Below are 23,023 nucleotides of genomic sequence, written 5' to 3'. Positions count from 1 at the left end.
TGGGACTTACCCCTTGACCGCACCGGAGGTGAGGCCCTTGATCATCTGGCGCTGCAACGCCAGGAAGACGACGAGTATCGGCAGCATGGTCAGCAGCGTTCCGGCCATGACCGGCCCCCAGTTGGTGACGCTGGGGTTCTCGGTGTTCTGCAGCAGCGTGAGGCCGACGGGCAGCGTGGCCACATCGGGTCCGTCCGCCATCAGGAACGGCCACAGGTATTCGTTCCACTCGTTGACCAGCGTGACCACCGCGAACGCCACCATGGTCGGTCCGGACATGGGCAGCACCACCCGGGTCAGCAGCCGCCACCAGCCCGCGCCGTCCATCCGCGCCGCCTCGATGACCTCGCTCGGGAGCGACAGGAAGTGATTGCGCATGAGGAAGGTGCCGAAGGCGACGCCGCAGAGCGGAACGATGATGCCCTGGAAGGTGTTTCGCCAGCCCATCTGCGCGATCAACGCGTAGTTGGAGATGATGGTGATCTGATTGGGCACCATGAGCGCCGCGATGATCACCAGGAAGACGAACGTCTTGCCCGGGAACCGCAGGAACACCAGCCCGTATGCGCTCAGCACGCCGAGCACGAACTTCACCGACGACACGATCAGCGTGACGATCAGCGAGTTCCGCAGGAACGTCCAGAACGGCAGCGTGGTGGTGGCTCCCCGGTAGTTCTCCGGATGCCAGGTGTGCGGCAGGTACACCGCGGGCTGCACGTAGATGTCGCCACGCGTCTTGAGCGAGGTGATCAGCAGCCAGAACAGCGGAACACCGACGATGATCAGCACGCACACCATGGCGGCGTATCCGAAAATCGTTGCCCACCGGGCATTGTCGAGGCGCGTGAGCCGGGGCAGTTTCATCGTTCGGCCCGATCCATGACGCGGACCTGCAGCAGCGTGATCACCAGCAGCACCACGAACATGATGCTGGCGACCGTGGCCCCGTACCCGGCCCGGAAGTTGACGAAGGACTCGCGGTACACCTGCACGACCATGGTCGTGGTGCCGGTGCCGAGCGGCCCGCCGCGCGTCATCGAGTAGATGATGTCGAAGACCTGCAGTGAGTTGAGCAGCACGGTGATGGACAGGAAGAACGTGGTGGGCCGCAACTGCGGCAGCAGCACCCGGGTGAAGGTGGTCCACCGGCTCGCGCCGTCGATTTCGGCGGCCTCCATCAGATCGGCGCGGGTGCCCTGCAGCGCGGCCAGATAGATGACGAAGGTGTAGCCGATGTTCTTCCACAGGTAGGTCACGGTCACCATGAACAGCGCCCAGTGCGGGTCCTGATAGAAATCCGGGACCTTCTCCACGCCGAGCTTGTGCAGTACGTCCTGGACCAGGCCGAAGCCCGGGTCGAAGATGAACTGGAAGGCGACGCCGATGGCCGCGCCGGAGATGACGAACGGCGCGAAGACCGCGGAGCGGACCACATTGCGCCCGAACAGTTTCCGGTCCAGCAGCAGCGCGAGCGCCAGGCCAAGCACCATGCTGCCCACGACGGCGGCGACGGTGAAAACGATTGTATTGCCGACGATTTGCCACGAATCGTCGCGGCTCCACCACTCGGTGTAATTGTCGAATCCGACGAATGTCGAGGTGGTGTCCGAGATGTTCCAGTCGAAGAACGACAGCCGAATATTGTCGATCAGCGGCCGATACACGAAGACCGACAACAGGATCAGGTTCGGCGCGACGAGCACCAGAAACAGCGCGTAGTCCCGCCAGGGTCTGCCTCGCCAGCCACGCCCCGGGGGCTGCGGTAGTACTCGTTCGGGACGTGATCGCACCCGCGCAGCCTGACGGTCGCGAGCAAACAATCTGTTAATCGCGGATGCAGTCCGGCTGAACTGTCCGGTGGACGATGCCACCGATTGTTCACCCGACGAACCCGCAGGTGGCGCGGACATGCGCCGAATCGTACGGCCGCCCAGTCTCTTTGGTGTCCGGATTCACCCATACTTCGATGTCACGACACCCCCGAGACAGACGAGGACCCCGCCCGACAGGGGCGGGGTCCTCGGTCGATGATGAAACGGGACGGCTGATTTCGTAAGGTCGGGGTAACTCACCCGGGGACGTTCGACATCGGTGTCGCGCCCGACCGCACCACGCGTGCACAACTCCGACGGCTCTCAGCCGGGCGCTGAATACGCGGAGAGGCGGTACAGCCAGCTAGTTCCAGTCGCCCCAGCCGTCGCTGGTGCTCAGGGTGCCGCCCTTGGTGTTCTGCACGACCACCGGGTCGCCCTTCTTCACGTTCTCCTGGAACCACTTCGCGTCCTCGGTGCTGACGTTCAGGCAGCCGTGCGAGGAGTTGGAGACGCCCTGCTGCGCCACCGACCACGGCGCGGCGTGGACGAAGATGCCGCTGTTGGACATGCGGGTCGCGTACTCGACCTCGAGCTTGTAGCCCTCCGCGGCGGTGGTGGGCACGCCGTAGGTGGAGGAATCCATGATCATCTTGCGATTGCGCTCGCTGACGATGTAGGTGCCGTTCGGGGTCTCGTGCCCGGTCTTGCCCATGGAGGTGGGCATGGTGCGCACGACCTCACCGTTGCGGGTGACCACGATCTCGTGCGTGGTGTCGTCGGCGGTGGCGATGAACTCGTCGCCGATCTCGTAGGAGACGTGGGTGCCGCCGCCCTCGACGGTGACCTTGGAGCCGGCCGGCCAGAAGGACTCGGGCCGCCAGCGCACCTGCTTGTCACCGAACCAGTAGAAGTGGCCGTCGACCTTGTTGGTGGAGGTGATCCGGATCGACTTCTCGGCGGCGTCGTGATCGCTCACCGGATCCTTGAAGTTGATGATGATCGGCTGGGCCACGCCCACCACGTCCCCGTCGCCGGGGGTGATGTTGGGCGCCGCGAAGTTGGCCGGCGGGATCGGCGCCTTGGCGTTCGGGTCCGTGGGCGTCGCTCCCGGTGCGGGCTGCGGCATGACGGCCGACGGCACGCCGGGAACCTCCGGGCCGCCCGGCCATAGCGGGGCCGCCGAGGCGGGCGCGACCACCAAGACTCCGGTCGCCGCGATGGCGGCAAGGGAAATCAGTCCCGTCTTCCGGTACCTGGCAATGCGCACAGCTTGGTCCTCTCGAGATCTTCGTTCACACGTAGATATACGGACGCACTTCGCCCGTGGTAGGTCCCAACCCCGCAGTCATTACTACCGTGCGATCACGAGCATGCCAATCGCCTTCTCGCAGTTATGCATACAGTGTTGCTAATGTGTCGCGGGTCACATTGATAGGCAAGGCGACTCGATTGGCGCGAATGCGCCGATGGCATCGGCGATTTCCCGTGAGTGACACCGGTGTGATCCGGGCCGGAGTGGGCACTTCCTCAAACCTTGTTGTGATCGAAATCACTGGGGTCGCATCACGGTTCGGACACGTCGAAGGTGATGGCGGCGTGTGGTCCGGTGGCGATGTTGTGCGGCACGGTGAGTGGAACGCGCCCGCGCGCGAAGCGCGGAGAGAGCCGCAGCCGCACGGAGCTCACGAGCGCGGCGAGCACGATCCGCAACTCGTAGTCCGCCAGCGCCGCGCCCACACAGCGCCGGTGCCCGCCACCGTACGGCGCGAATTCGAAAGGGCTGTAGCGCCGTTCGAGAAACCGTTCGGGACGGAATTCGTGCGGCGCGGGCCACACTCCGGGATGGGAGTGCAGCAGCTGTATCGAGACCCCCATGGTGTCCCCCGCCACCAGTGGCGCTCCGCGCAGGGCGAAATCACCGGTGAGCCTGCGCAGTACGATCGGCACCGGCGGATGCAGCCGCAGCGTCTCCTGGCAGACCGCGTCCAGGTAGGGAAGCGCCGCCAGCTCGGCGGGATCCAGGTCTGCTCCGGCCTCGTCCAGTTCCGCGCGCAGTCGCGCGAGGACCGCGGGCTCGCGATGGAGCCGGTACAGCGCCCACACCAGGCTGGTCGCGGTGGTCTCGTGCCCGGCGACCAGCAGCGTCCGCAGTTGTTCGCGCAGATCGGCATCCTCGAGAGCGCCGCCGTCCTCGTATCGGGCACCGAGCAGCAGGGCCAGGATGTCCGAGGCGTCACCGGACCGCGCGTCGCCGCGTCGCCGGACGATCTCGGAATCGATGAGCTCGTCGAGCCGATCACGGGCCGCGGTGAATCGTTCCCATCCGGTCAGCCCGAACATGGTGCGCCGCAACGCCGGAACCAGGAACAGCGGCCCGCCGAACGAGTGCAGGAATTCCGTTGTGGCGACCGTGTATTCGCGCAGCCTGCGGGGCTCGTCGATGCCGAACACCGCGGCCAGGATGACGCGCAGCGTGATCGCACGGGCCGCCGCCCGCGCGTCCACCCGGGTGCCGGGCAGCCATGCGGTCCCGGTGCGCCCGCCTTCGAGTTCGGCGCGGGCGGCATCGCGAATCACGCTGCCGTACGCGCTGATTCGCTTGCGATGGAAGGCCGGCGCCAGCAGCGCCCGATCCTGTCGATGCCGGGTGCCGCGCGAGAGGATCAGCGAGGCCGGACCCACCATCGGTTCGATCGGATTGGGCAGCGGCGGGACCAACAGCTCGACCGGCGCGCGGAACAGCTCGCGCGCGCCCTCCGGGGTGCCGGTGAACACCGCCGAGCCGAAGGCGGGGAAGCCCACCAGGAAGGGATCCCCGGCACGCCGCTGCCGCCAGTCGAAGTAGCGTCCGAGATCGGCGGCGGCCCCCAGCGCGTGCAACAGTGGCAGCCTCGGCGCGCGGAGCGTGACGAGCGCGGCGGGACCCGATGGTGCTGCGGCGGAGCTCATGCTCACGGATACGAATTTACCGCTTCGTCCGGTTCGGGCCGTGCTGAACTGGTCAGCGGTTTAGTGGGTCGACGCCTGTCGGGCGGGTGGTGTATGCATGTGACCGCCTGGTCTTACTCGAATTTAGGATTACGTGTGTTGCGACAGCAGATGTCCGCCCGGATCGCGCTTCCCGCGATCTCTGCCGCCGCCCTGCTTCTCGCAGGCTGTGGCGCCACCATCGACGGTAAGCCGCAGGCCGCTCCCGGCGCACAGGTGAGCACCACCTCGAAGCCGCCGTCGAACACCACCTCGGCCAAACCGTCCGGCAAGCCCGGCGCCACCACGACGCGCCCGGACAAGGGCGGCGACACCGACTTCCAGGCCAGCATCGGCGACTGCGTGAAGCTCGGCGGCACCTCCGACGACGCCACCATCGCCAAGGCCACCTGCGGCAGTCAGAGCTCCAACTACAAGGTGATCGGCAAGGCCAAGACCAACGCCCAGTGCCCCACCGACGCCGATCAGGCGTACTACGAGACCCTGGCCGGCGTCGAGACCGGCGCCATCTGCCTGGACATCGACTGGGTGGTCAACGACTGCCTGGATCTGGGCGGTGACGACCCCAAGCGCATTCCCTGCACCTCGACCACCGCGACCGAGGGCGTGAAGGTGCTCTCGATCATCAAGGGCACCACCGATGTCGAGGACTGCTCCAGCGGCGACAAGGGCTATATCTATGACGAGCGTCAGTTCGTCGTCTGCGTCAAGGTGCTCTGAGCCGGGTTCCGGCCGGTCCGGCCCGCGCGTCGGGCACGCGAAAGGGGCGGCGATCCTCGGATCGCCGCCCCTTTCGCGCTCAGTTGCCGACTCGGACTCGCCGTACTGCCGAATCAGATCGGCAGGTAGCCCGAACCCACGCCACCGCGGCCGTTGATGTCCGCCATGATCGTCGACATGTTCGTCCCGACCTCGGGCCCGAAGCAGGCGACCGCCAGGTAGGCGTTCACCATGCCGACCAGCGTGCTGCCGACGACGACCGGCGCACCGGAATCGCCCTCGACGACACACATCTGGCTCCAGGTCTCCATGTTGGTGGCGAATACGTCACCCCATGAGATGCCACAGGTGTTACCCGTGGTGCGGCCTTCCTTGCACACGATCATCGGGAAGCCGGGAGGCCCGCCGACGCCGGTGATGGAGACGTTGCCGACGCGGTTGACCGGAATCGTCCGGGCCGGATCGAATTGGATGACCGCGTAGTCGAGGTCGTGGTTGGAGTACACGAACTTGCCGATAAGTCCTGCGCCACGATCCTTTTCGGCATAGACCTGCGCACCCGGGTCACCGCAGTGGCCCGCGGTGAGTCCGACGAGCCGTCCGGCGCCGTCGTGACCGATGGTGGTCACGGTGCACTCGAACATGTCGTCGATGATGATGCCTGAGCCGCCGCCGATGACTGCCGCGGAATCGGCGTTCGCGGCCCCGGCGCCGAGCAGCGCCGTACTCAGGGCAACCGCGAAGACACCGGTCACCCCGGCGAGTTTCCTGATCATGTCCCTCCAGACGTCGGAAGCCGCTCGAATCTTGCTGGGCCTCATCCTGTCAGTATTCGAGCCCGGTTGCTGCTTGTACTGCCTCATGTTGCCGAGCCGTGTCTTGCCGCTCTTCGGGCGTTCCATCCCGTTGGATGTCAGTTATAGAAGTTATGCATGTTATGCATTGAATTACGATAAAATTGCTCCCATTAATTCTTACTAGCACTGTCTTCACAACTGCTTAACGAACTTCTGCGAAGTGGAAAACTAGAACAAGTTCTAGATATCTGCCTGGTTCTTTAGGTTGTAAACCAACTCTGATGTGGCTGTTCACAGCGGTACGGCGAAAGTGATCCGGCTCTATGACCGGAACCACAATCGGTGATGTGTTTTTCCTAACTCCGTAGTAGGGTGCGTCAAGCAAACAGTCGCCGAGAGCGGGTAACTCGGCGTCGAGAGGGGTAGTCAGTGCAGTTGACCAAAAGCCTTGGTGGGACGGGGAGCCCATCGGAGTCACGGGTGAATACCGCCGTCGACTGGGCCAAGGGGTACTGGCAGGACCATCCCAAGCGGTCGTTGGAGACCGGCGGCCGAATGATGGCCATGGGTGTGTCTGCCGTCGCCGAGCTTTTCATCGCTATCTTCCGGCGGCGCTTCCCCTACGCGGAGTTCGTCCGTCAGTGCGCCTTCATGGCCAGCGTCGCGGCCGCGCCCACGCTGCTGGTCGCGATTCCGATCGGCGTCATCGTCTCGATCCAGGTCGGCTCCGTCGCCGGGCAGGTGGGCGCCACCTCGTTCATCGGCGCGGCGAACGGCCTCGGCATCATTCAGCAGGGCGCGCCGCTGGTGACCTCGCTCATGATCGCGGGCGCGGTCGGTTCGGCCATCTGCGCCGATCTCGGCTCGCGCACCATCCGTGAGGAGATCGACGCCATGAAGGTCATGGGCGTCGACCCGATGCGCCGCCTGGTGGCCCCGCGCCTGGGCGCGGCCATGCTGGTGTCCGTATTGCTGTGTGGCTTCGTGGTTTTCGTCGGCTTCCTGACCGGCTACATCTTCAATATCTTCGCGCAGGGTGGTACGCCCGGTTCCTACATCGGCACCTTCGCCTCGTTCGCGGTGACGGTGGATCTGTTCGTGGCGCTGCTCAAGTCGCTGATCTTCGGTCTGCTCGCCGCGATCATCGCCTGCGACGCCGGCCTCACCGCCAAGGGCGGCCCCGGCGGCGTAGCGAACTCGGTGAACACCGCGGTGGTGATGTCGGCCGTCATGCTCTTCGGCACGAACCTCATCATCACGCAGATCTACAACTCCCTGTTCCCACCACAGATGGTCTGAGTCGTGTCAGCAACGTATGTTCCGCCGCTGCTGCGGCCTCTCCAAAGGATCAAGGGTGTCGCGCGGTCGCCTCGTGACTTCGTGGCGCGCATCGGACATCAGGTCTTCTTCTTCCTGAGGTCCATCGGCTCGATGCCGATGGCGTTCAAGCAGTACCCCAAGGAAGTCTGGCGGCTGCTGTCCGACGTCACCTGGGGCAACGGCAATCTCATCGTCGGTGGCGGCACGATCGGCGTCGTGCTGATCCTGTCCGCGTTCGGCGGTATGACCGTCGCCATCCAGGGCTACACGTCGCTGAACCTGCTGGGCCTGAGCCCGCTGACCGGCGCCATCTCCGCCTTCGCGACCACCCGTGAGCTCGGCCCGATGCTCGCCACGCTCGCCTTCGCGGCGCAGGCGGGCTGCCGGTTCACCGCACAGCTGGGCGCGATGCGCATCTCCGAGGAGATCGACGCGCTGGAATCGGTTGCCATCCGGCCGCTTCCGTATCTGGTGAGCACCCGGATGATGGCGGCCATGGTCGCCATCGTGCCGCTGTACTGCCTCGCGCTGCCGTTCGCCTACATCTCCTGCGCCCTGACGGTGCAGCTGATCGGCGGCACCGCGAGCGGTACCTTCCAGCACTACTTCTATCAGTTCCTGGTGCCGCACGATGTGCTGTACTCACTGCTGAAGGCGATCATCTTCGTCGCGATCACCACGTTCATCCAGTGCTACTACGGGTTTTTCGCCTCGGGCGGCCCGGAGGGCGTGGGTGTTGCGGCCGGACGCGCGATCAAGTACTGCATCATCGCGGTCGTCTTCGCGGACCTGTTCATGACCTTGGCGATCTGGGGCGTCAACCCCGGCATCCGGATTTCGGGATAGGGGGCGCAGAGCATGATCATCGATCCGAGCGGGCGTGGCCCGACCATGCGCCAGCTGCTCATCGCGGGCGTCTCCGGTCTCACCGTCTTCGCCATCGTCCTGGGCTTCCTGTATGCCCGGTACCAGGGCTACTTCATCGAAAAGGTCAACGTCACAGCCAATCTCACCACCACCGGTGACGGCCTGCCCGAGAACGCGGACGTGAAGTTCCGCGGCGTGCTGGTCGGTGCGGTCAAGGACGTGTCGGTAGCCGCCAAGGGCGAGCTGCAGAAGGTCCACATCGAGATGAAGCCGGAGTACACCAGCGGGATCCCCGCGAGTGTCACCGCGCGTGTCGTGCCGTCCAACCTGTTCGCCGTCACCTCGGTCGAACTCGTCTACAACGGCAACGACGGCGGGCACATCAAAGAGGGCTCACAGATCTCCGAGGACACCTCCAAGGGCACCATCGCCCTGCAGGACACGCTGACCACGGTCCGCAACATCCTCGGCAAGATCGATCCGGTGCAGTTCGGCCGGGTGCTCAGCACCCTGTCCTACGCCCTGGACGGCAGCGGCCGGATGCCCGGCTCCAGCGTCGAGCGCGTGGACCGCTGGCTGCAGTCGGTCGACGACTCGATTCCGGACCTCGGCGTCATGCTCACCGACTTCTCCAATTCCTTCCACGCGCTGAACGAGTCCGCACCGGAACTGATGAGCGTGCTGTCGGAGTCGGTGAAGACGGCACAGACCATCTCCGATCGCCGCGCGGAACTGATGTCCCTGATCTCGGGCACCGCCGGCACGGTCGACAAGGTGAACGGCCTGTTCGCCCGAAACCCCAACGTGGGCAAGGAAGTCACCTCCGGCACCAGCGAGATGTTCGGCGCCCTGACGGACGACCCGACCGCCATCCCGCAGACCATCGCGAACCTGAACACCTCGATCCGCCGTCTGGCGACCACCTTCAACTGGGGCACACAGCGGCAGATGGCCTGGAACCTGGGCATCACGCTGACGCCGTACAAGCCGTACACCCGGGACGACTGCCCGCGCTACGGCGAGCTGGCCGCCCCGAGTTGCTACACCGCGCCGCTGGAGTCGGATCCGGGCACGCTGCCGGAATCGATGCGCCCCAAGGCACTCGACTCCGCCGCCGGGTTGCCCAAGACCGATCCGCCGGCCGGGTTCCCGCTCATTCCGGGTCTCAACACCGGTGGCACGATCACGCAGCCGGGCGCGCAGCCCCAGGGTGTGAACGATCCGTTCGCCGGTACGCCGCTGCAGGGCCTGATCCCGAACCTGGCTCCGGGCGCCGCTCCGGCCGCGCCCGCCGCTCCGGCCGCACAGCCGGGCACGGTCGCTCCGGTCGCTCCGGCAGCCGGTCCGATTTCCGGTCCGGTCGCCTACACCGGCGCCGACGCGATCACCGCTCTGCTGGGCCGCCGTCCGACCGCGGGTGAATATCTGCTGCTGGGCTCGATTCTCAAGGGTGGAACATTGCAAGTGACCGAAAGCGGGGCGGCCAAGTGAGCATTCGCAAGCCGCTGATCGGCTTCACGATCTTCGCCATCGTGTCGATCCTGGTGACCGCGGTCATCTGGAACACGCTGGCGCGCACCGTGGACGGTTCCACCAACAAGTACTCGGCCACCTTCACCGATGTGCTCGGCCTGCGTGAGGGCGACGACGTCCGCATGGCGGGCGTGCGCGTCGGCAAGGTCGAGAAGATCGAGCTCGACGGTAAGAACCAGGCGCACGTGAGCTTCATCGTGCAGAGTGATCAGACGCTCTTCGGTGACACCAAAGCCCTGGTCCGCTACCAGAACCTGATCGGCCAGCGCTACGTCGCGCTGGCTCCGGACAAGAAGCCCGGCGGTAGTCACACGCCGCTGCGCAACAACGCCTCGATCCCGGTCGAGCGCACCGAGCCGTCCTTCGACATCTCGGCGCTGCTCAACGGTTTCCAGCCGCTGTTCCAGGTGCTGCAGCCCGATCAGGTGAACAACCTGTCCAACACCTTCGTCCAGGCCCTGCAGGGCGACGGAGTCTCGTTGAGCGCGTTCATCACCCAGGCCGCCACCCTGGCCACGGATTTCCAGCGCCGCGACGCGATCCTCTCCGATGTCATCACCAACCTGTCCGGGGTCATGTCCGGCCTGGCCAAGCGTGGCGACGAACTCGAGACGCTGGTGACCCAGACCCGTTCCCTGATCGGCGGCCTGTACGCCCAGGGGCAGTCACTGCAGACCTCCACGGTCCAGATCGCCGACGCCACAGCGTCTCTGGTGTCCATGCTCGGGCTGATCCAGCCCAAGCTCGCGCTGGCGCAGAACGCCACCCGTGATGCCCTGACCCTGCTGCTCGCCAATGGCGCGAAGCTGGATCAGGCGGCCGTGGACTTCCCCGCCGTCCTCACCGATATCGGCAAGTTCACCCAGAACGGCACCTACGCCAACGCGTATCTGTGCAGCCTGGATGTCTCGCTCTACGGTGTCCTCTTCCCACGCGGTCTGTTCAACCAGATCGGTGGCAACTCCCACTCGGCGGTGTGCCGTCCATGATCTCGAAACTGAAGTCCCGCTTCTCCTCCAACCGTAATTTCTGGCTCGGCGTGTTCGGCGCGGGTCTGATCGTCGTGCTGCTGCTGGCCTCGAGCCTGGTCAAGCTGGTCGGTGTCGGCCAGCAGACGATCAAGGCCGAGTTCGTGCAGAGCGCGGGCATCAAGGTCGGCGACAAGGTCGCCGTGTCGGGCGTGTCGGTCGGCAGTGTGGCCGGCACCGAACTCGAGGGCGATCACGTACTGGTCAGCCTGGCGGTCAAGGACGACCTGAAGTTCGGTCCCGACGCCAAGGCCTCGATCAAGATGGCCACCCTGCTGGGCGCGCGGTTCGTCGACCTCATTCCCGGCGACGGCTCGGGTCTCAAGGGCGATCGAATCCCCAAGTCCAACACCTCGGTTCCATACAACCTGGCCGACGTGGTGCAGGAGGGAACCCCGAAGTTCGAGGAACTCGACACCAAGCAGCTGGCGAATTCGCTGAACCTGATCAACCAGCAGTTCGGTGACACGCCGCAGCTCACCTCGCAGGCCCTGGACTCCATCGGTGCGCTGGCCAAGACCATGAACGATCGCAAGGACGCGGTCGATCAGCTGCTCAAGGACCTGGATCGGGTCACCAAGATCCTCGGTGACAACCGCAACAGCGTGCTGCTGGTGATCACCCAGGGCGAGGCCATCGCCAACCGGGTGATGGAGCGCCAGTCGCTGCTGCGCTCGCTGCTGGACAACATCGCCAAGCTCAGCGGTCAGCTGCAGGCGATCGGCAACGACAACGACAACCAGTTCGGTCCGACCCTGACGCAGCTCAACACCATGGCCGAGGGCCTGCAGAAGAACAAGGACAACCTCGATCGACTGCTGTCGGTCATGCCGGTGTCGGTGCGGACGTTCAACAACGCGTTCGGTAACGGCAACTACGGCGAGGTGGGCCTGCCCTGGCTGTTCCCGGACAACTGGCTGTGCTTCGCCCAGGTGAACGAGGGGTGCCATTCATGAAATCGCCTGTTTTCGACATCACGCGCGTGAACATGAAGCGAATCGCCAAGGCGGCGATGATCACCGCCGCGGCGCTGAGCATCGGCAGTTGCTCGCTGGTACCGCTCGGAGTGAAGGACGCGGTCGGTCAGACCCAGCACTTCACCGCCGACTTCCTCAATATCGCGGGCATGTTCGAGGGCAACCCGATCACGGTGCTCGGGCTCGAGGTCGGCAAGGTCGACAAGATCGTGCCGAAGGGTCAGTACGTCGAGGTCCACATGACGGTGGACGCGGGCGTCGACATCCCGAAGAACGTTCAGGCGGCGCTCATCTCGCCGTCCATCGTGACCGACCGGCACATCGAGCTGACCCCGCGCTTCACCGGCGGGGAGAAGCTGAAGGACAACTCGCATCTGACCACCCAGCAGACCAAGACCCCGGTCGAGCTGGACACCATGATCAAGACCATCGACGCCTTCTCCGCGGCCCTCAAGCCGCAGGAGGGCAGCGAGGGCCTGGGCCCGCTGTCGGGTCGCGTGCTGTACCCGATGGTCAACGGCAACGGCGAGAAGATGCGCGACACCTTGAACGCGCTGTCCGGCGCGCTCAAGCTCGGCGTGGACAACAAGGACGCCGTCTCGAGCATCATCATCAAGCTGAACGAGCTCACCACCATGCTGGCCGACAACGACCAGTCGGTGCGCGACTTCAGCAACCGGATCACCCAGATGACCGGGCTGCTCGCCGACCAGGCTCCCGGCCTGCAGGCCACCCTGGATCAGCTGAACGGCTTCCTGGCCAACACCTCCGGGGCGTTCTCGCAGTACTCCGATCAGCTCAACGGCACGCTGACCGGTCTCACCAACGTCACCAACCAGCTGCGCGCCAACGCGGCCGGCATGGTCGAGGTCGTCGACGTCGCCCCCCTGCTCATGCAGAACCTGGATCGCTCGGTGAACCGGCAGGGCCAGTTCATCCGCCTGCACGGTGTCATCGGCACCTCGCTCTCCGGCGAACTCGTGAGCCTGTTCTGCGAACGCATCCAGATGAAGTCGGACGGATGCCGCACCGGAAAGATGGAAGACTTCGGACCCGATTTCGGTCTGACCGCAGCCATGTTGGGACTGACGCGATGAGGAACCTGACTCGCAGCGGCTTCGGCCTCGGCGCCCTGCGGCTGCAGCGGCGGTCCCGGCGCGCGGTGCTCGCGCTGGCGGTCACCGCCACCGTGGCGGCCTCGGGCTGTGGCCTGACCGTCGAGAGCCTGCCGCTGCCCAAGCCGGGTGTCGGCGGCGATACGTACACGATCCACGCGGTCTTCGACAACGCGCTGAACCTGCCCGACCAGGCCAAGGTGAAGATCGGTGGCTCCGATGTCGGAGTCGTCACCAAGATCGAGACCAAGGATTTCAAGGCCAAGGTCGATCTGGCCATCCGGACCGATATCGAACTGCCGGACGGCAGTTCGGCCGAACTCCGCCAGGCCACGCCGCTCGGCGACGTTTTCGTCGCGGTCTCCAAGCCCAAGACCGATCCGGGCGCCACGCTGCTGAAAAATGGTGACACGCTGACGAATACGTCGGCGGGCGCGACCGTGGAGGAGCTGCTGCTGTCGGTGTCGCTGCTGTTCAACGGCGGTGGCGTCGCGGCGCTGTCCAAACTGACCGCGGAGATGGACTCCATCGTCGGCGGCCGCGGCGACCAGCTGGCGCATCTGATCACCGAAATGACCGGTGTCATCGGCAGTTTGAACAACAACAGCCAGCGCATCGACGGCGTGCTCGCCAACTTCAGCGCGCTCGCGAACACCATCGAGACCAATCACAACGAACTGGGTCAGGTCGCCGACAGCCTGCCCGGCATGATCGGCGCGATCTCCGAGAACAACCAGGCGATCGGCGATCTGCTCACCAAGATCTCGACAACCAGTGCGGCACTGGGCGATTACGCCGATACCACCTCCGATCAGCTGGCCAGCCTGCTCGACAACGTCAAGCAGCTGATGTCCGCGCTGTCGCAGACCGAGCAGAACTTCGGGCCCATGCTCGACGCCCTGAAGGATCTGCGCCCGGCGGTGGACGCCTCGTTCAAGGGCAATGTGCTCGCGACCTCCGCGACGCTCACCATGCTCGACGTCGGCCTGCTGACCGACCCGGGCAACAGCAAGTTCCCGGACCTGCGCGACCTGAACGACTTCGGGGGCAGCCTGATCCAGGTTCTTCAGATCGTGTACGGCCGGATCAACGGGGGCCACAGATGACCTGGTACAAGAACCACAAGACCCTGGTGTCCAACAGCGCGCTGGTGCTGATCCTGCTGCTCGGCGCGACCTATCTCGCGGTGAACATCATGCGGGTGAACCCGCTGAAGGAGACCTACCGGGTCACGATCAATCTCGATCGGTCCGGCGGTCTGCAGGCCGGCAACGACGTGACGCTGCGCGGCTACCGGATCGGCAAGGTCGACGACATCACCCTCGTGGACAACGGCGCGGCCATCGCGGCCACGGTCGAGATCGACAAGAAGTACCGGATCCCCACCGACACCGTGGTGAACGTGGGCGCGCTGTCCGGCGCGGGCGAGCAGTACATCGACTTCCGCCCGAACACCGAGGCCGCGCCGTTCCTGGGCAACGGCTCGGTGGTCCAGTTCGACAAGGAGAAGGTCAAGACGCCGACTCCGGTGTGGTCGGTGCTGGACAACTCCAGCGAGCTCATCGCGCAGATCGATCCGGACAAGTTCGGCGTCATTCTGAGCGAGCTCGACACCGCCCTCTCCGGTGGCCCGGACCAGCTGCGTTCGCTGATCAACGGGGTCAGCCTGGCCACCTCGGGCCTGGACGGACTGCTGCCGCAGACCACCAACCTGATCAAGAACCTGCAGACGATCAATGCCACGACTTCGCTCGCGCAGCCGGATCTGGGTACGCTGACTCGTAACTCGGGTGAACTGTTCCGTCAGTTCAACGATGCCAATGCCGAGCTGCAGAAGATCCTGGAGCAGGCCCCCGGTCAAATGCAGACCCTCGGAGCGGTGCTCGACAAGACCGCCGATCCGATGTCCAGCCTGGCCAACAATTTCGTGGCCATCACCAAGGCCGCGCAGCTGCGGGTTCCCGCCCTGCGGGCACTGTTTCCGTCGCTGGTGATCGGCACCTCCGCCATGGGCGTGCCCGCGCACGACAACGAGTTCTACACGATCCTGGATATCTGGCCGCGACAGTGGTGCGACTACAGCACCAAGAACGTCCGGACCGAGATCGCGACCGAGAACTCGCTGCCCAAGTGGGCCGGCTACTGCACGAATCCGCCGGGTGATCAGCAGATCCGTGGTTCCGGCAACGCACCGCGCCCGGACATCCCGAACAACGGCGCACTTCCGCCGGCCGGGGCCGATCCGAACGAGCGGACCCTCCCGCCGATCAAGTGAACACAGACACTCCCCGCGCCTAGCGGTGAGACAAATCCGATTCGGCGGCCGCGCCGCCGAATCGGCATACTCGCTGACTGAACCGAATCGGCGCGCCCGCAGCGCGCCGGGAAAGTGTGGGGATCGATCCAATGTCGGATGACGCCGCCCAGGACAAGACCAACGACGACGAGGCCGTGAAGGCTGCCGCGCAGACGGGCGGCGACGCCGGCAAGGCCGACGCCCAGCCCGCCGACGCCGCATCCGAGACCGCGGCGACGGAAAAGCTCGACATGGCCAAGGCCGAGTCCGCGGAGCCGTCCGCCGCGCCGGAGCCGGCCGCGCCGCCGCCCGCCGCCGAGAAGCCTGCTCCCGCCGAGAAGCCGGCTCCCGCCAAGGCCGCCGCGACCGCCGCCACCCCGGCTGCCGCGCCGTCGAAGTCTTCCGGCCTGTTCGGCGGATCGTCCCTGGTTCCGGTGCTGTCCGCGTTCGCGGCGGGTGTGGTGCTCGTGGCCGCGGTCGCGACCGGTGTGGTGCTCTGGAAGAAGGGCTCGGACACGCAGAAGGAGCTCGACGCGCGCGACAGCGCGACCGCCGCCGCCTGCGATTTCGGCAAGGCCGTCACCAATTACGACGCGACCAGCCTCGATTCCTACTTCCAGAACGTCAAGGATCGCTCCACCGGTCAGTGGGGTCAGTTCTTCGAGACCGCTTCGCCGTCGCTGAAGGACGCGATGACCAACGTCAAGGCCAAGTCCTCGCTGGATGAGATCCACTGCGCGTGGGAATCGGGCGACGAGAACAAGGCCACGGTCATCGTGATCATCACCCAGGTGCAGTCCAATGCGATGGTGCCGCAGCCGGATATGTTCACCGTCCCCGGCGTCGCCGATCTGGAGAAGGTCGACGGCACGTGGAAGATCTCCAAGTTCGACTCCCCGTCGATGAAGAGCATGACCGGCGCCGCGGGCGGTGCGCAGGGCGGTGCCGGCGGCGCGCAGGGCGGAAGCGCTGCCCCGACCACGCAGGCTCCGGCCCCGGGCGCCGAGACCCCGAAGCCCGGCAACTGACGTAGACACGCGGATCGAGAGAGCCGCCCCGGTGAGCTGTTCACCGGGGCGGTTCTCGTCGTTCGTGTCCGCATCGGGCGGCTACCGCCCTGCGGGGTTCAGAAGAGTGTGAGTGCGTCGGGCGCAGGCGTTTTCGCCGCCGCGCGGCGACGCGGGGTCTTCGGGGCCGAATGCGTGGTGGCCGCCGGTGTCTTCTCGGCGGTCGTCTTCTCGGCCGCCTCCGCGACCCGCACCGTGTGCGCGCCGACCACGGCCGACTCGACCGGTGCGGTGACCGGCAGCGGTTCGGTGATCGGATCCACCCGGATCGGCTCGGTGATGGGGTCGTAGACCGGATCCGGCTCGTCGGAACTCGCGCGCGCGGCACTCGTCTTCGGCTTCCGGCTCGAGGCGGTGCCCGACTTCGCACCCTTGGAGCCACCCGACTTCGCGCCCTTGGCGGTGCCCGTCCTCGCGCCCGCGACGGCAGTCGTCTTCGCACCCTTCGGGGTGCCCGGCTCGTCGCCCGTGCCGCCGACCTGCCGTGCGGCCTGGCCTGCGAGCTTGTCGGCCTGCTCGTTGAAATAGTTGCCGACGTGGCCGCGCACCCAGCGGAACCGCACCGGTCCCGGCCGTCCGGCGATGGCGCGGTCGATCTGCTGGATCAGCTCCAGGTTCTTGACGTCACCGCCGCTCGAGGTGCGCCAGCCGTTGTTGCGCCAGCCGTGAATCCACTCGGAGGCGCATTTGATGGCATAGAGGGAGTCGCTCTCGATGAGCAGCGGCTCTGATCCGTTGTGGGCGAGGATCGCTTCCAGGACCGCACGTAGTTCCGCGATCTGATTCGTGCCCGAGGGCCCGCCGCCGCTGCCGGAGCCGCCGCCGTGATTGACCCAAGCCCAGCCGATGGCTCCGCCGGGGTTACGCAGGCACGATCCGTCGGTGCTCACGATGATCATGCTGCTCACCCTACGCAATCCGGCCGACAAGATCCGTTCCGTGGAATTCCTCTATCTCCCTTCGCAATTGCGATTCGGTGCGTCGCACGGCCGATTGTACGACGGCGGCGAGCATCCGGGAGAGCAGCTTGCCGGTGAATCCGCTGGGCGCCCAGTACTCGGTTTCCGAGGTCAGCACCGCGCGGCCGTAGCCGAGCGGGTCGAATCGCAGGGTGATGACGCACAGCGGGGAGGTGCACACCGACCCGCCGCCCGGCATCGCTTCGGCACTCCGCGCAGGCGCCGGCTTCCCCGCCCTGCGCCTGCGCAGTGTGTACTCGATGACCGCGTTGCGACGATAATCGGTGATCTCGCACTCGATCGTGGGATGCCACAGGCCCACCCTGAGCATCGCGGCGAAGACGGCTCCGGACCCGTGGTCGATGTCGCCGACCGGTTCGAAAGCGCCGACGCCGAAAGCCCAGTCCGGCACGAACTGATGGTTGTCCGTGTACGTGAACGCGACCTCCACCGGCGCACCGACGTCACTCGCGTATTTGATGTGGCCCATAGGCTGCTCCCTGTCCCACGGCTGCTCACAAAAGTACTACAGCAATCCTATTTATTGAATGGATACCCCCGATTTCGGGCGAGGTACTCAACGGGACGCAGTGAAATTGTGGCAATCAGCCAATAGGTCAATTGTCCAATTGCGCGACGATGTGTTCCGCGATCGGCAGTGCCGACGTCGCGGCTGGCGAGGGCGCATTGAGCACGTGCACCGAGCGCGGCGTCCGCTCGATCAGGAAATCGTGCAGCAGCGTTCCGTCCGGCAGCACAGCTTGCGCCCGGATACCCGCCTCGCGCGGTTGTAGATCCGCGAGAGTGAGTTCCGGGCAGTAGCGCCGGCACTCCGCCAGATAACCCCGCTTGAACAGTGAATTACGCATCTCCCGCAGCCCGGTCCGGACATTGGCGGCGGCCACCCGGTGAAAGCCGCTGAATCCCAGGATCTCCCGGGCGTCCCGCCACTTCACGCTGCCCTTGCGGTAACCCTCCCGTGCGAGTCCGAGCACCGCGTTCGGGCCGACGGTCAGCCCGCCGTCGATGGTCGGGCTCAGGTGCACGCCGAGGAAGGGTAGTTCCGGATCGGGGATGGGATAGATGAGGGTGCTCACCAGATCCGCGCGCTCCGGTGGCAATTGGTAGTACTCGCCGCGGAACGGCACGATCCGCAGGCCGAGGTCGAGGCCGCCCAGTCGCGCCATCCGATCGGCCTGCAATCCGGCGCACACCACCAGGCGGCCCGCCTTCCAGCTGCCCGACGGGCCGGAAATCGTTACCGCCGACTCTGTTTCGTCGATCGCGGTGATCTCGGCGCCGAGCACGATCTCACCCCCGGCATCTCGCACCTGCCGCGCCAGCGCGTCGACGACGCGGGTGTAGTCGATGATCCCGGTGCCCGGAACGAAAAGCGCGCCGACCCCGCGCACGCGGGGTTCGCGGCGGACCAGTTCGGCGGCGTCGAGCAACTCCACCTCGACCCCGTTGGCGACCGACCGCTCGTACAGCGCCAGCATCCGGGCGTGCTCCACGGAATCCGTGGCCACCAGCAGCTTTCCGCAAATTCGGAACGGAATGTCGTGTGCGGCGGCGAATTCCCTGGTCCACTGCGCGCCGCGCACGCACAGACGCGCCTTCAGGCTGCCGGGCTCGTAGTAGATGCCCGAGTGGATGACCCCGCTGTTGTGCCCGGTCTGATGGACGCCGAGCGCGTCCGCCTTCTCGACCAGCAGCAGGCTCGCGCCCGGGTGTCGATCGAGAATGCGGTAGGCGGTCGCGACCCCGACGATGCCGCCGCCGATCACGCAGTAGTCGTACACATCAGGAAGTTTCACACAGCGGTGGCGCCCGCGGACTCGCCACGCGCTCCGGCGAACGGCTCCGCGTCCCCGGAGTGTTGCCCCACGGCGAGGGCCGCCTCGGGGCTCGCGGCGAGCCCCGCCTCCGGATTCACGTCGAGGCCCGCATCGGCATTCGCCTCGGATCCCACCGCGAGGCCCGCCTCGGTATCCCCCGTGGCCGTTTCGGTGTCCGCGGTGGACTCCGATGCTCGCGGGGTGGTGTCCGGATCCGCCGCGCCGGGCGCGGAGTGCCGGACGAACTGCACGCCGTAGCGCCCGATCCCCGGATCCGACAGGGTCAGGGTGATCTCGCCGCGCGGATCCACATCGGTGCGTAGCTGGGTGTTGGCGAGCGGATCGGAAGCGATGCCGAGGCTTTCGCCCACGGGGGTGTGCAGCATGAAGTCCGCGATGGTCGCGAAGATATTCGTGTCCACCATGAAGGACACCGAATTCCGCTGTGCCGGAACCACTTGCGCGCCCAGGTAGGTGGAGCCCAGTCGCAGCTGACCGGCGATGGGGCTGGGTCGCTGTGGCGTGCCCACCCGGTCGGCCGGCTTCGCGGCCGGGCTCGCGGCGGGAGCCGGCCACACGGCGAAAAGCGGTGTGCGTCCGCTGGTTTCGATACCGGACGTGATGTCCCCGGCATGCGGCGCGACGGCGGAACCCCCGGCGATATCGATCGGTGGATGGACGGCCGGAGCCGCGGTGTTCAATTTGCCGGGCTGTTGCGCCATTTCATTGGCGATATACGATCCGGCGGCGACGGTGAGGCCGATGCTGGCCATGCTGGCGGTGACGACGGCGCTGTAGCGGAGCACCTGAGTGGCGCGCCAGGATGACCGGGCAGCCGTCGTCGCGATGTGCTGCGACATGATCGGTGCGTTCCTTTCCCTCTCCCCTGGTCCCCCTGCGTCTTTCGACGCCCACGACCCGCACCATTGAAAGTCGTACGCGTGTCCAGGTTACGGGGGCGCGCAAGAGCGCACGATGGGACATGCCGCTCTCGAGAGCAAGATCACAGCTGAGAAGTAGCGCACATCCGCAGGTTTCCACTGTCGAAAGGGTGGGTAAACACCTATCAGCGGCGAGCGCTGATTCGACTGCCATCGAAAACCTCCGGCCAACGGCGTCCGGTCGGGCACCAGAAACGGCGCACCCACGGATGGCGCTCGCTCGCTCTCAACTCTGGCCGGAGGTCGGGGGATGATCGGGCGGCGAGTCGGTTCAGTCGAACTGGCCCGCCGTTCGTCCTGTTCCGGGCGGACCGGCGAAAGCCTGTGCCAGACTCAGCCATTCGGCCGCATCCGCACCGCTGATTCGCAGCGCGAGATCATCCAGATGCCGGCGCTGGGTCACCAGCTGGCAGAAGTCCACCGCCGGACCGCTGATTCGCTGCTCGGCGTCCTCGGGTCCCCAGGTCCACAGGCTGCCGTCGGGCGCGGTCAGCTCGATTCGGAATTCCGCGGCGGGCGCGGCCTTTCCGCGGGTCATGTACGCGAAGTTCCGGGTTCGCACGCCCAGATGCGCGATATTGCGAAGCCGGTCGGTCGGCACCCGCGCGATCCCGAGGGTGTCCGCGACGTCCTGCCCGTGTGCCCAGGTCTCCATGAGGCGCGCGGTGATCATCGACGCGGTGCTCATCGGCGGACCGAACCACGGCAGCTTGGTCCCGGCGGGCACGGTGCGCAGGGCCTCGACCAGCGCGAGCCGATCGCGACGCCAATTCGCCAGCAGTTCCGGAGCGGGGGTCTTCGCACCCTCCTCGGCGGCCTCGTCCACGAAGGTGAGCGCCTTGGGCAGGGCGGCCTGCACCAGCTCGTCGAACGTCACCGGATCGGTCGCCGAGACGACCGCGACCCGATCGGTCCAGTTCAGGTGGGCGATCTGGTGCGCGATGGTCCAGCCCGCGGCGGGGGTGTCGCGCTGCCAGTCGGCGGGGTCCAGATCCGCGATCAGCCGATCGAGATCGGCGCATTCGGCGGTGAAATCGGCGAGCAGCGCCTCGAGGTCGGCCATCGCACATCCTTGTCGCGGCACTACTGCCAGAGAGTCACCGGCACTTCTGCCAGAGAACGGAACCGGCATCCACGCCGTTGTGAATGCCGTCGCGGGTCAGCATCTCAGCCCATCCCACAAAATGCAAGCACGCATGCTTGTATTTTCGGAGGGCCGTGTGGCGAGGCCCCGGAAAGCCGCCGCTACCAGCCGAAAAGCGCCAGATGCACGCCGCCGACGGCCAGACCCAGCACCGCGCCGTGCAGATACAGCAGCCACGCGTCCTGCTCGACCGAGGCGTAGAACATCTCCATGAACTCGCCGGGGGTGAGCAGCTTGAGCTTGCGGGCCGCGAACTCCTCGATCGTCTTGGCCTGGGTCCGGGCGAATTCCTCGTCCTGCACCAGGCTCGGTGCGAGCCCGACCGCCGCGGTGGTCGCGCCGATCGTCAGATTGTCGAACTGCCGCTTGCCGAACATGGTCCGCACCATCGAGTGCGTCGGCCCGAGCTGCTTGTGGATCTCCTGCGAGATCAGCCGCTCGAGCAACTGCCGGGTCTTGTCGCCGTTCGGGCCGTCCAGCAGTTCTCCGGCCAGGTTCGGCAGCGTGAGCACCTGGTAGGCCAGGATGTGCGCCAGATCGGCCGCGGCCTCGGGCTGCCGCTTGGCCAGCAGCGCCTGCTTCCAGATGTACTTGTAGCGGGGCTGTGGATCGCCGGGCTCGAACATCATCTTGATGGCGATCACGTTCACCGTCACGCCGATCAGCGCCGCCGCGGTCAGGATGACCAGCCAGTTCGGGATCCAGCCGATCACCGGGATGCTCTGGTGCACATGCATGTACAGCGCCAGGATCAGGCCGAACGGCGCGCCCAGCAGGCCGATCCGGACCATGAACTTCAGTTCCGGCGCGGCGATGGTGGTGGTCAGATCCTTCAGGATCTCCGGGTTGTCGCGCAGGTACCGGATGACGAAGCTCTTGATGTCGATGAGCTGGTCGACATTGTCGCCGAGCTGTTCGAACGAGCGCCGGGCCAGGGTCGGGAGCTGGCGTTCGACCCGCTGATACAGCACATTGCGCACCGCGCGCGGCACCGCGGCCCACAGCTCCGGGTTCTCCCGCGTCATGATCTCGTCGACCATGGTGGGCACCTGTTTGCGGCCCAGCTCGGCGATGTAGTCGGCGATGCCCTCGATATCCAGTTCGTGGATGAAGTCCTTGGGGCTGCCGATTCGCATGATGGCCACGTCCACGCAGATGCTGGCCATCTTCTCCGCGCGTGCGGGAATGAAGCCCTGGAAGCCGAGGCGGCGGCCGTCGCCGGAGAAGGTCGGCAGCACCTGCACCCGGCGCGGCAGGTAGGGGTAGAGGATATCGAGGCCGGGAACCCAGAATCCGCGAAAGTAGACCGGCCAGAACAACATCAGCACGCCGGTCCAGTTGGTGAGCCATCCGGCGATACCGCTGAATACCGGGAAACTGATCAGATCGACGACTAGTTTCGACTGACCGGTCAGCTGCTCCCAATCGATGAAAACACCCGAGGCCAGTGTCGTCATGCTTCGTCCCCCTGTGGCCGAGCGGATGAAGAGGCGTGCGGCCTCGAGGTTCTGTCCGAAACGGACACCCAACATTCCCACCGGGGCGAGGTGCTGTCAAAAGGTTCCGTGGCCTCGGTGAACGTGTCGCGTGGTCTGGTTAGTGTGAACCGTCATTCGCGC

At 66.0% G+C, this 23,023-nt stretch carries 20 protein-coding genes and 1 pseudogene; 10 read left to right on the top strand and 11 right to left on the bottom strand.

What is annotated here, in order from left to right:
- Positions 1 to 6 precede the first annotated feature (6 nt).
- The 4 genes from NJ1_RS18025 to NJ1_RS18010 all read right to left on the bottom strand — a co-directional run bounded on the left by NJ1_RS18025 (position 7) and on the right by NJ1_RS18010 (position 4,763).
- The gene (locus NJ1_RS18025; RefSeq protein ID WP_067695422.1) at positions 7 to 864 is read right to left on the bottom strand and encodes a carbohydrate ABC transporter permease; all 858 of its coding nucleotides are present in this window, start codon (positions 862 to 864) and stop codon (positions 7 to 9) included.
- A complete protein-coding gene (locus NJ1_RS18020; RefSeq protein ID WP_422615759.1) occupies positions 861 to 1,820 on the bottom strand; it encodes a carbohydrate ABC transporter permease in 960 nt (319 codons plus the stop codon). Before NJ1_RS18020 ends, NJ1_RS18025 begins: the two co-directional genes overlap by 4 nt.
- Before the next feature lie 355 nt (positions 1,821 to 2,175).
- On the bottom strand, positions 2,176 to 3,081 hold the full coding sequence (locus NJ1_RS18015) for a L,D-transpeptidase (RefSeq protein ID WP_067695416.1): 906 nt from the start codon (positions 3,079 to 3,081) through the stop codon (positions 2,176 to 2,178).
- Positions 3,082 to 3,377: 296 nt separating this feature from the next.
- Positions 3,378 to 4,763: a cytochrome P450 gene (locus NJ1_RS18010; RefSeq protein WP_067695413.1), complete on the bottom strand. Its 1,386-nt coding sequence runs from the start codon at positions 4,761 to 4,763 to the stop codon at positions 3,378 to 3,380.
- A gap of 150 nt (positions 4,764 to 4,913) precedes the next feature.
- Between NJ1_RS18010 and lppU the strand changes: the two genes are divergently transcribed.
- The gene (gene lppU / locus NJ1_RS18005) at positions 4,914 to 5,522 is read left to right on the top strand and encodes an LppU family putative lipoprotein (RefSeq protein WP_067695410.1); all 609 of its coding nucleotides are present in this window, start codon (positions 4,914 to 4,916) and stop codon (positions 5,520 to 5,522) included.
- Between the two features lie 113 nt (positions 5,523 to 5,635).
- Here the strand turns inward: lppU and NJ1_RS18000 are convergent, their stop codons facing one another.
- Positions 5,636 to 6,298 carry a chymotrypsin family serine protease gene (locus NJ1_RS18000; protein ID WP_067695408.1) on the bottom strand — a complete coding sequence of 221 codons (663 nt, stop codon included), beginning with the start codon at positions 6,296 to 6,298 and terminating at the stop codon, positions 5,636 to 5,638.
- Between the two features lie 501 nt (positions 6,299 to 6,799).
- Here NJ1_RS18000 and NJ1_RS17995 point away from each other — a divergent pair.
- From NJ1_RS17995 to NJ1_RS17955, 9 genes are all read left to right on the top strand, one after another.
- On the top strand, positions 6,800 to 7,618 hold the full coding sequence (locus tag NJ1_RS17995) for an MlaE family ABC transporter permease (RefSeq protein ID WP_084478454.1): 819 nt from the start codon (positions 6,800 to 6,802) through the stop codon (positions 7,616 to 7,618).
- A 3-nt stretch (positions 7,619 to 7,621) separates the two neighbouring features.
- Positions 7,622 to 8,485, top strand: a complete 864-nt coding sequence (locus NJ1_RS17990) for an MlaE family ABC transporter permease (protein WP_067695404.1) — start codon at positions 7,622 to 7,624, stop codon at positions 8,483 to 8,485.
- A 12-nt stretch (positions 8,486 to 8,497) separates the two neighbouring features.
- Entirely contained in the window at positions 8,498 to 9,997 is a 1,500-nt protein-coding gene (locus NJ1_RS17985) for an MlaD family protein (RefSeq protein ID WP_067695402.1), read from the top strand.
- Positions 9,994 to 11,028, top strand: a complete 1,035-nt coding sequence (locus tag NJ1_RS17980; RefSeq protein ID WP_067695399.1) for an MCE family protein — start codon at positions 9,994 to 9,996, stop codon at positions 11,026 to 11,028. The genes NJ1_RS17985 and NJ1_RS17980 overlap by 4 nt, the downstream gene beginning before the upstream one ends.
- Positions 11,025 to 12,023 (top strand): MCE family protein, encoded by a 999-nt coding sequence (locus NJ1_RS17975; protein ID WP_067695396.1) that lies wholly within the window; start codon positions 11,025 to 11,027, stop codon positions 12,021 to 12,023. Before NJ1_RS17980 ends, NJ1_RS17975 begins: the two co-directional genes overlap by 4 nt.
- Entirely contained in the window at positions 12,020 to 13,141 is a 1,122-nt protein-coding gene (locus tag NJ1_RS17970) for an MCE family protein (protein ID WP_084478453.1), read from the top strand. Before NJ1_RS17975 ends, NJ1_RS17970 begins: the two co-directional genes overlap by 4 nt.
- Complete coding sequence (locus NJ1_RS17965; protein WP_067695393.1) at positions 13,138 to 14,265, top strand: MCE family protein; 1,128 nt, start codon at positions 13,138 to 13,140, stop codon at positions 14,263 to 14,265. Before NJ1_RS17970 ends, NJ1_RS17965 begins: the two co-directional genes overlap by 4 nt.
- Positions 14,262 to 15,434 carry an MlaD family protein gene (locus NJ1_RS17960; protein ID WP_067695390.1) on the top strand — a complete coding sequence of 391 codons (1,173 nt, stop codon included), beginning with the start codon at positions 14,262 to 14,264 and terminating at the stop codon, positions 15,432 to 15,434. The genes NJ1_RS17965 and NJ1_RS17960 overlap by 4 nt, the downstream gene beginning before the upstream one ends.
- 131 nt (positions 15,435 to 15,565) lie before the next feature.
- On the top strand, positions 15,566 to 16,483 hold the full coding sequence (locus NJ1_RS17955) for a hypothetical protein (RefSeq protein WP_067695387.1): 918 nt from the start codon (positions 15,566 to 15,568) through the stop codon (positions 16,481 to 16,483).
- A 514-nt stretch (positions 16,484 to 16,997) separates the two neighbouring features.
- On the opposite strand, the pseudogene NJ1_RS17950 reads toward NJ1_RS17955, so the two are convergent.
- The 6 genes and pseudogenes from NJ1_RS17950 to NJ1_RS17925 form a co-directional block, all read right to left on the bottom strand.
- Positions 16,998 to 17,421 (bottom strand): annotated as a pseudogene (locus NJ1_RS17950) (ribonuclease H family protein); the annotation flags it as partial.
- A gap of 10 nt (positions 17,422 to 17,431) precedes the next feature.
- A complete protein-coding gene (locus NJ1_RS17945) occupies positions 17,432 to 17,971 on the bottom strand; it encodes an SRPBCC family protein (protein WP_067695385.1) in 540 nt (179 codons plus the stop codon).
- Positions 17,972 to 18,098: 127 nt separating this feature from the next.
- Positions 18,099 to 19,283, bottom strand: a complete 1,185-nt coding sequence (gene lhgD, locus NJ1_RS17940) for an L-2-hydroxyglutarate dehydrogenase (protein WP_067695381.1) — start codon at positions 19,281 to 19,283, stop codon at positions 18,099 to 18,101.
- An 11-nt stretch (positions 19,284 to 19,294) separates the two neighbouring features.
- Positions 19,295 to 20,179 (bottom strand): hypothetical protein, encoded by an 885-nt coding sequence (locus NJ1_RS17935; protein ID WP_067695378.1) that lies wholly within the window; start codon positions 20,177 to 20,179, stop codon positions 19,295 to 19,297.
- A gap of 352 nt (positions 20,180 to 20,531) precedes the next feature.
- Positions 20,532 to 21,323, bottom strand: coding sequence for a TIGR03084 family metal-binding protein (locus tag NJ1_RS17930; RefSeq protein ID WP_067695375.1), 792 nt, complete (start codon positions 21,321 to 21,323; stop codon positions 20,532 to 20,534).
- Positions 21,324 to 21,505: 182 nt separating this feature from the next.
- Positions 21,506 to 22,861, bottom strand: coding sequence for a DUF445 domain-containing protein (locus NJ1_RS17925; RefSeq protein ID WP_067695539.1), 1,356 nt, complete (start codon positions 22,859 to 22,861; stop codon positions 21,506 to 21,508).
- Positions 22,862 to 23,023 lie beyond the last annotated feature (162 nt).

The sequence above is a fragment of the Nocardia jejuensis NBRC 103114 genome (genome assembly GCF_001613145.1).
Taxonomy (GTDB): domain Bacteria; phylum Actinomycetota; class Actinomycetes; order Mycobacteriales; family Mycobacteriaceae; genus Nocardia; species Nocardia jejuensis.
Note: the sequence above shows the minus strand (reverse complement) of the source record. Positions and strands in the feature narration are given on the sequence as shown.

Coding starts and splice junctions, on each gene's coding strand:
- NJ1_RS18025 (WP_067695422.1), bottom strand. CDS start 864: ATGAAACTGCCCCGGCTCACGCGCCTCGACAATGCCCGGTGGGCAACG.
- NJ1_RS18010 (WP_067695413.1), bottom strand. CDS start 4,763: ATGAGCTCCGCCGCAGCACCATCGGGTCCCGCCGCGCTCGTCACGCTC.
- lppU (WP_067695410.1), top strand. CDS start 4,914: ATGTCCGCCCGGATCGCGCTTCCCGCGATCTCTGCCGCCGCCCTGCTT.
- NJ1_RS18000 (WP_067695408.1), bottom strand. CDS start 6,298: ATGATCAGGAAACTCGCCGGGGTGACCGGTGTCTTCGCGGTTGCCCTG.
- NJ1_RS17985 (WP_067695402.1), top strand. CDS start 8,498: ATGATCATCGATCCGAGCGGGCGTGGCCCGACCATGCGCCAGCTGCTC.
- NJ1_RS17975 (WP_067695396.1), top strand. CDS start 11,025: ATGATCTCGAAACTGAAGTCCCGCTTCTCCTCCAACCGTAATTTCTGG.
- NJ1_RS17970 (WP_084478453.1), top strand. CDS start 12,020: ATGAAATCGCCTGTTTTCGACATCACGCGCGTGAACATGAAGCGAATC.
- NJ1_RS17965 (WP_067695393.1), top strand. CDS start 13,138: ATGAGGAACCTGACTCGCAGCGGCTTCGGCCTCGGCGCCCTGCGGCTG.
- NJ1_RS17960 (WP_067695390.1), top strand. CDS start 14,262: ATGACCTGGTACAAGAACCACAAGACCCTGGTGTCCAACAGCGCGCTG.
- NJ1_RS17955 (WP_067695387.1), top strand. CDS start 15,566: ATGTCGGATGACGCCGCCCAGGACAAGACCAACGACGACGAGGCCGTG.
- NJ1_RS17945 (WP_067695385.1), bottom strand. CDS start 17,971: ATGGGCCACATCAAATACGCGAGTGACGTCGGTGCGCCGGTGGAGGTC.
- NJ1_RS17935 (WP_067695378.1), bottom strand. CDS start 20,179: ATGTCGCAGCACATCGCGACGACGGCTGCCCGGTCATCCTGGCGCGCC.
- NJ1_RS17930 (WP_067695375.1), bottom strand. CDS start 21,323: ATGGCCGACCTCGAGGCGCTGCTCGCCGATTTCACCGCCGAATGCGCC.
- NJ1_RS17925 (WP_067695539.1), bottom strand. CDS start 22,861: ATGACGACACTGGCCTCGGGTGTTTTCATCGATTGGGAGCAGCTGACC.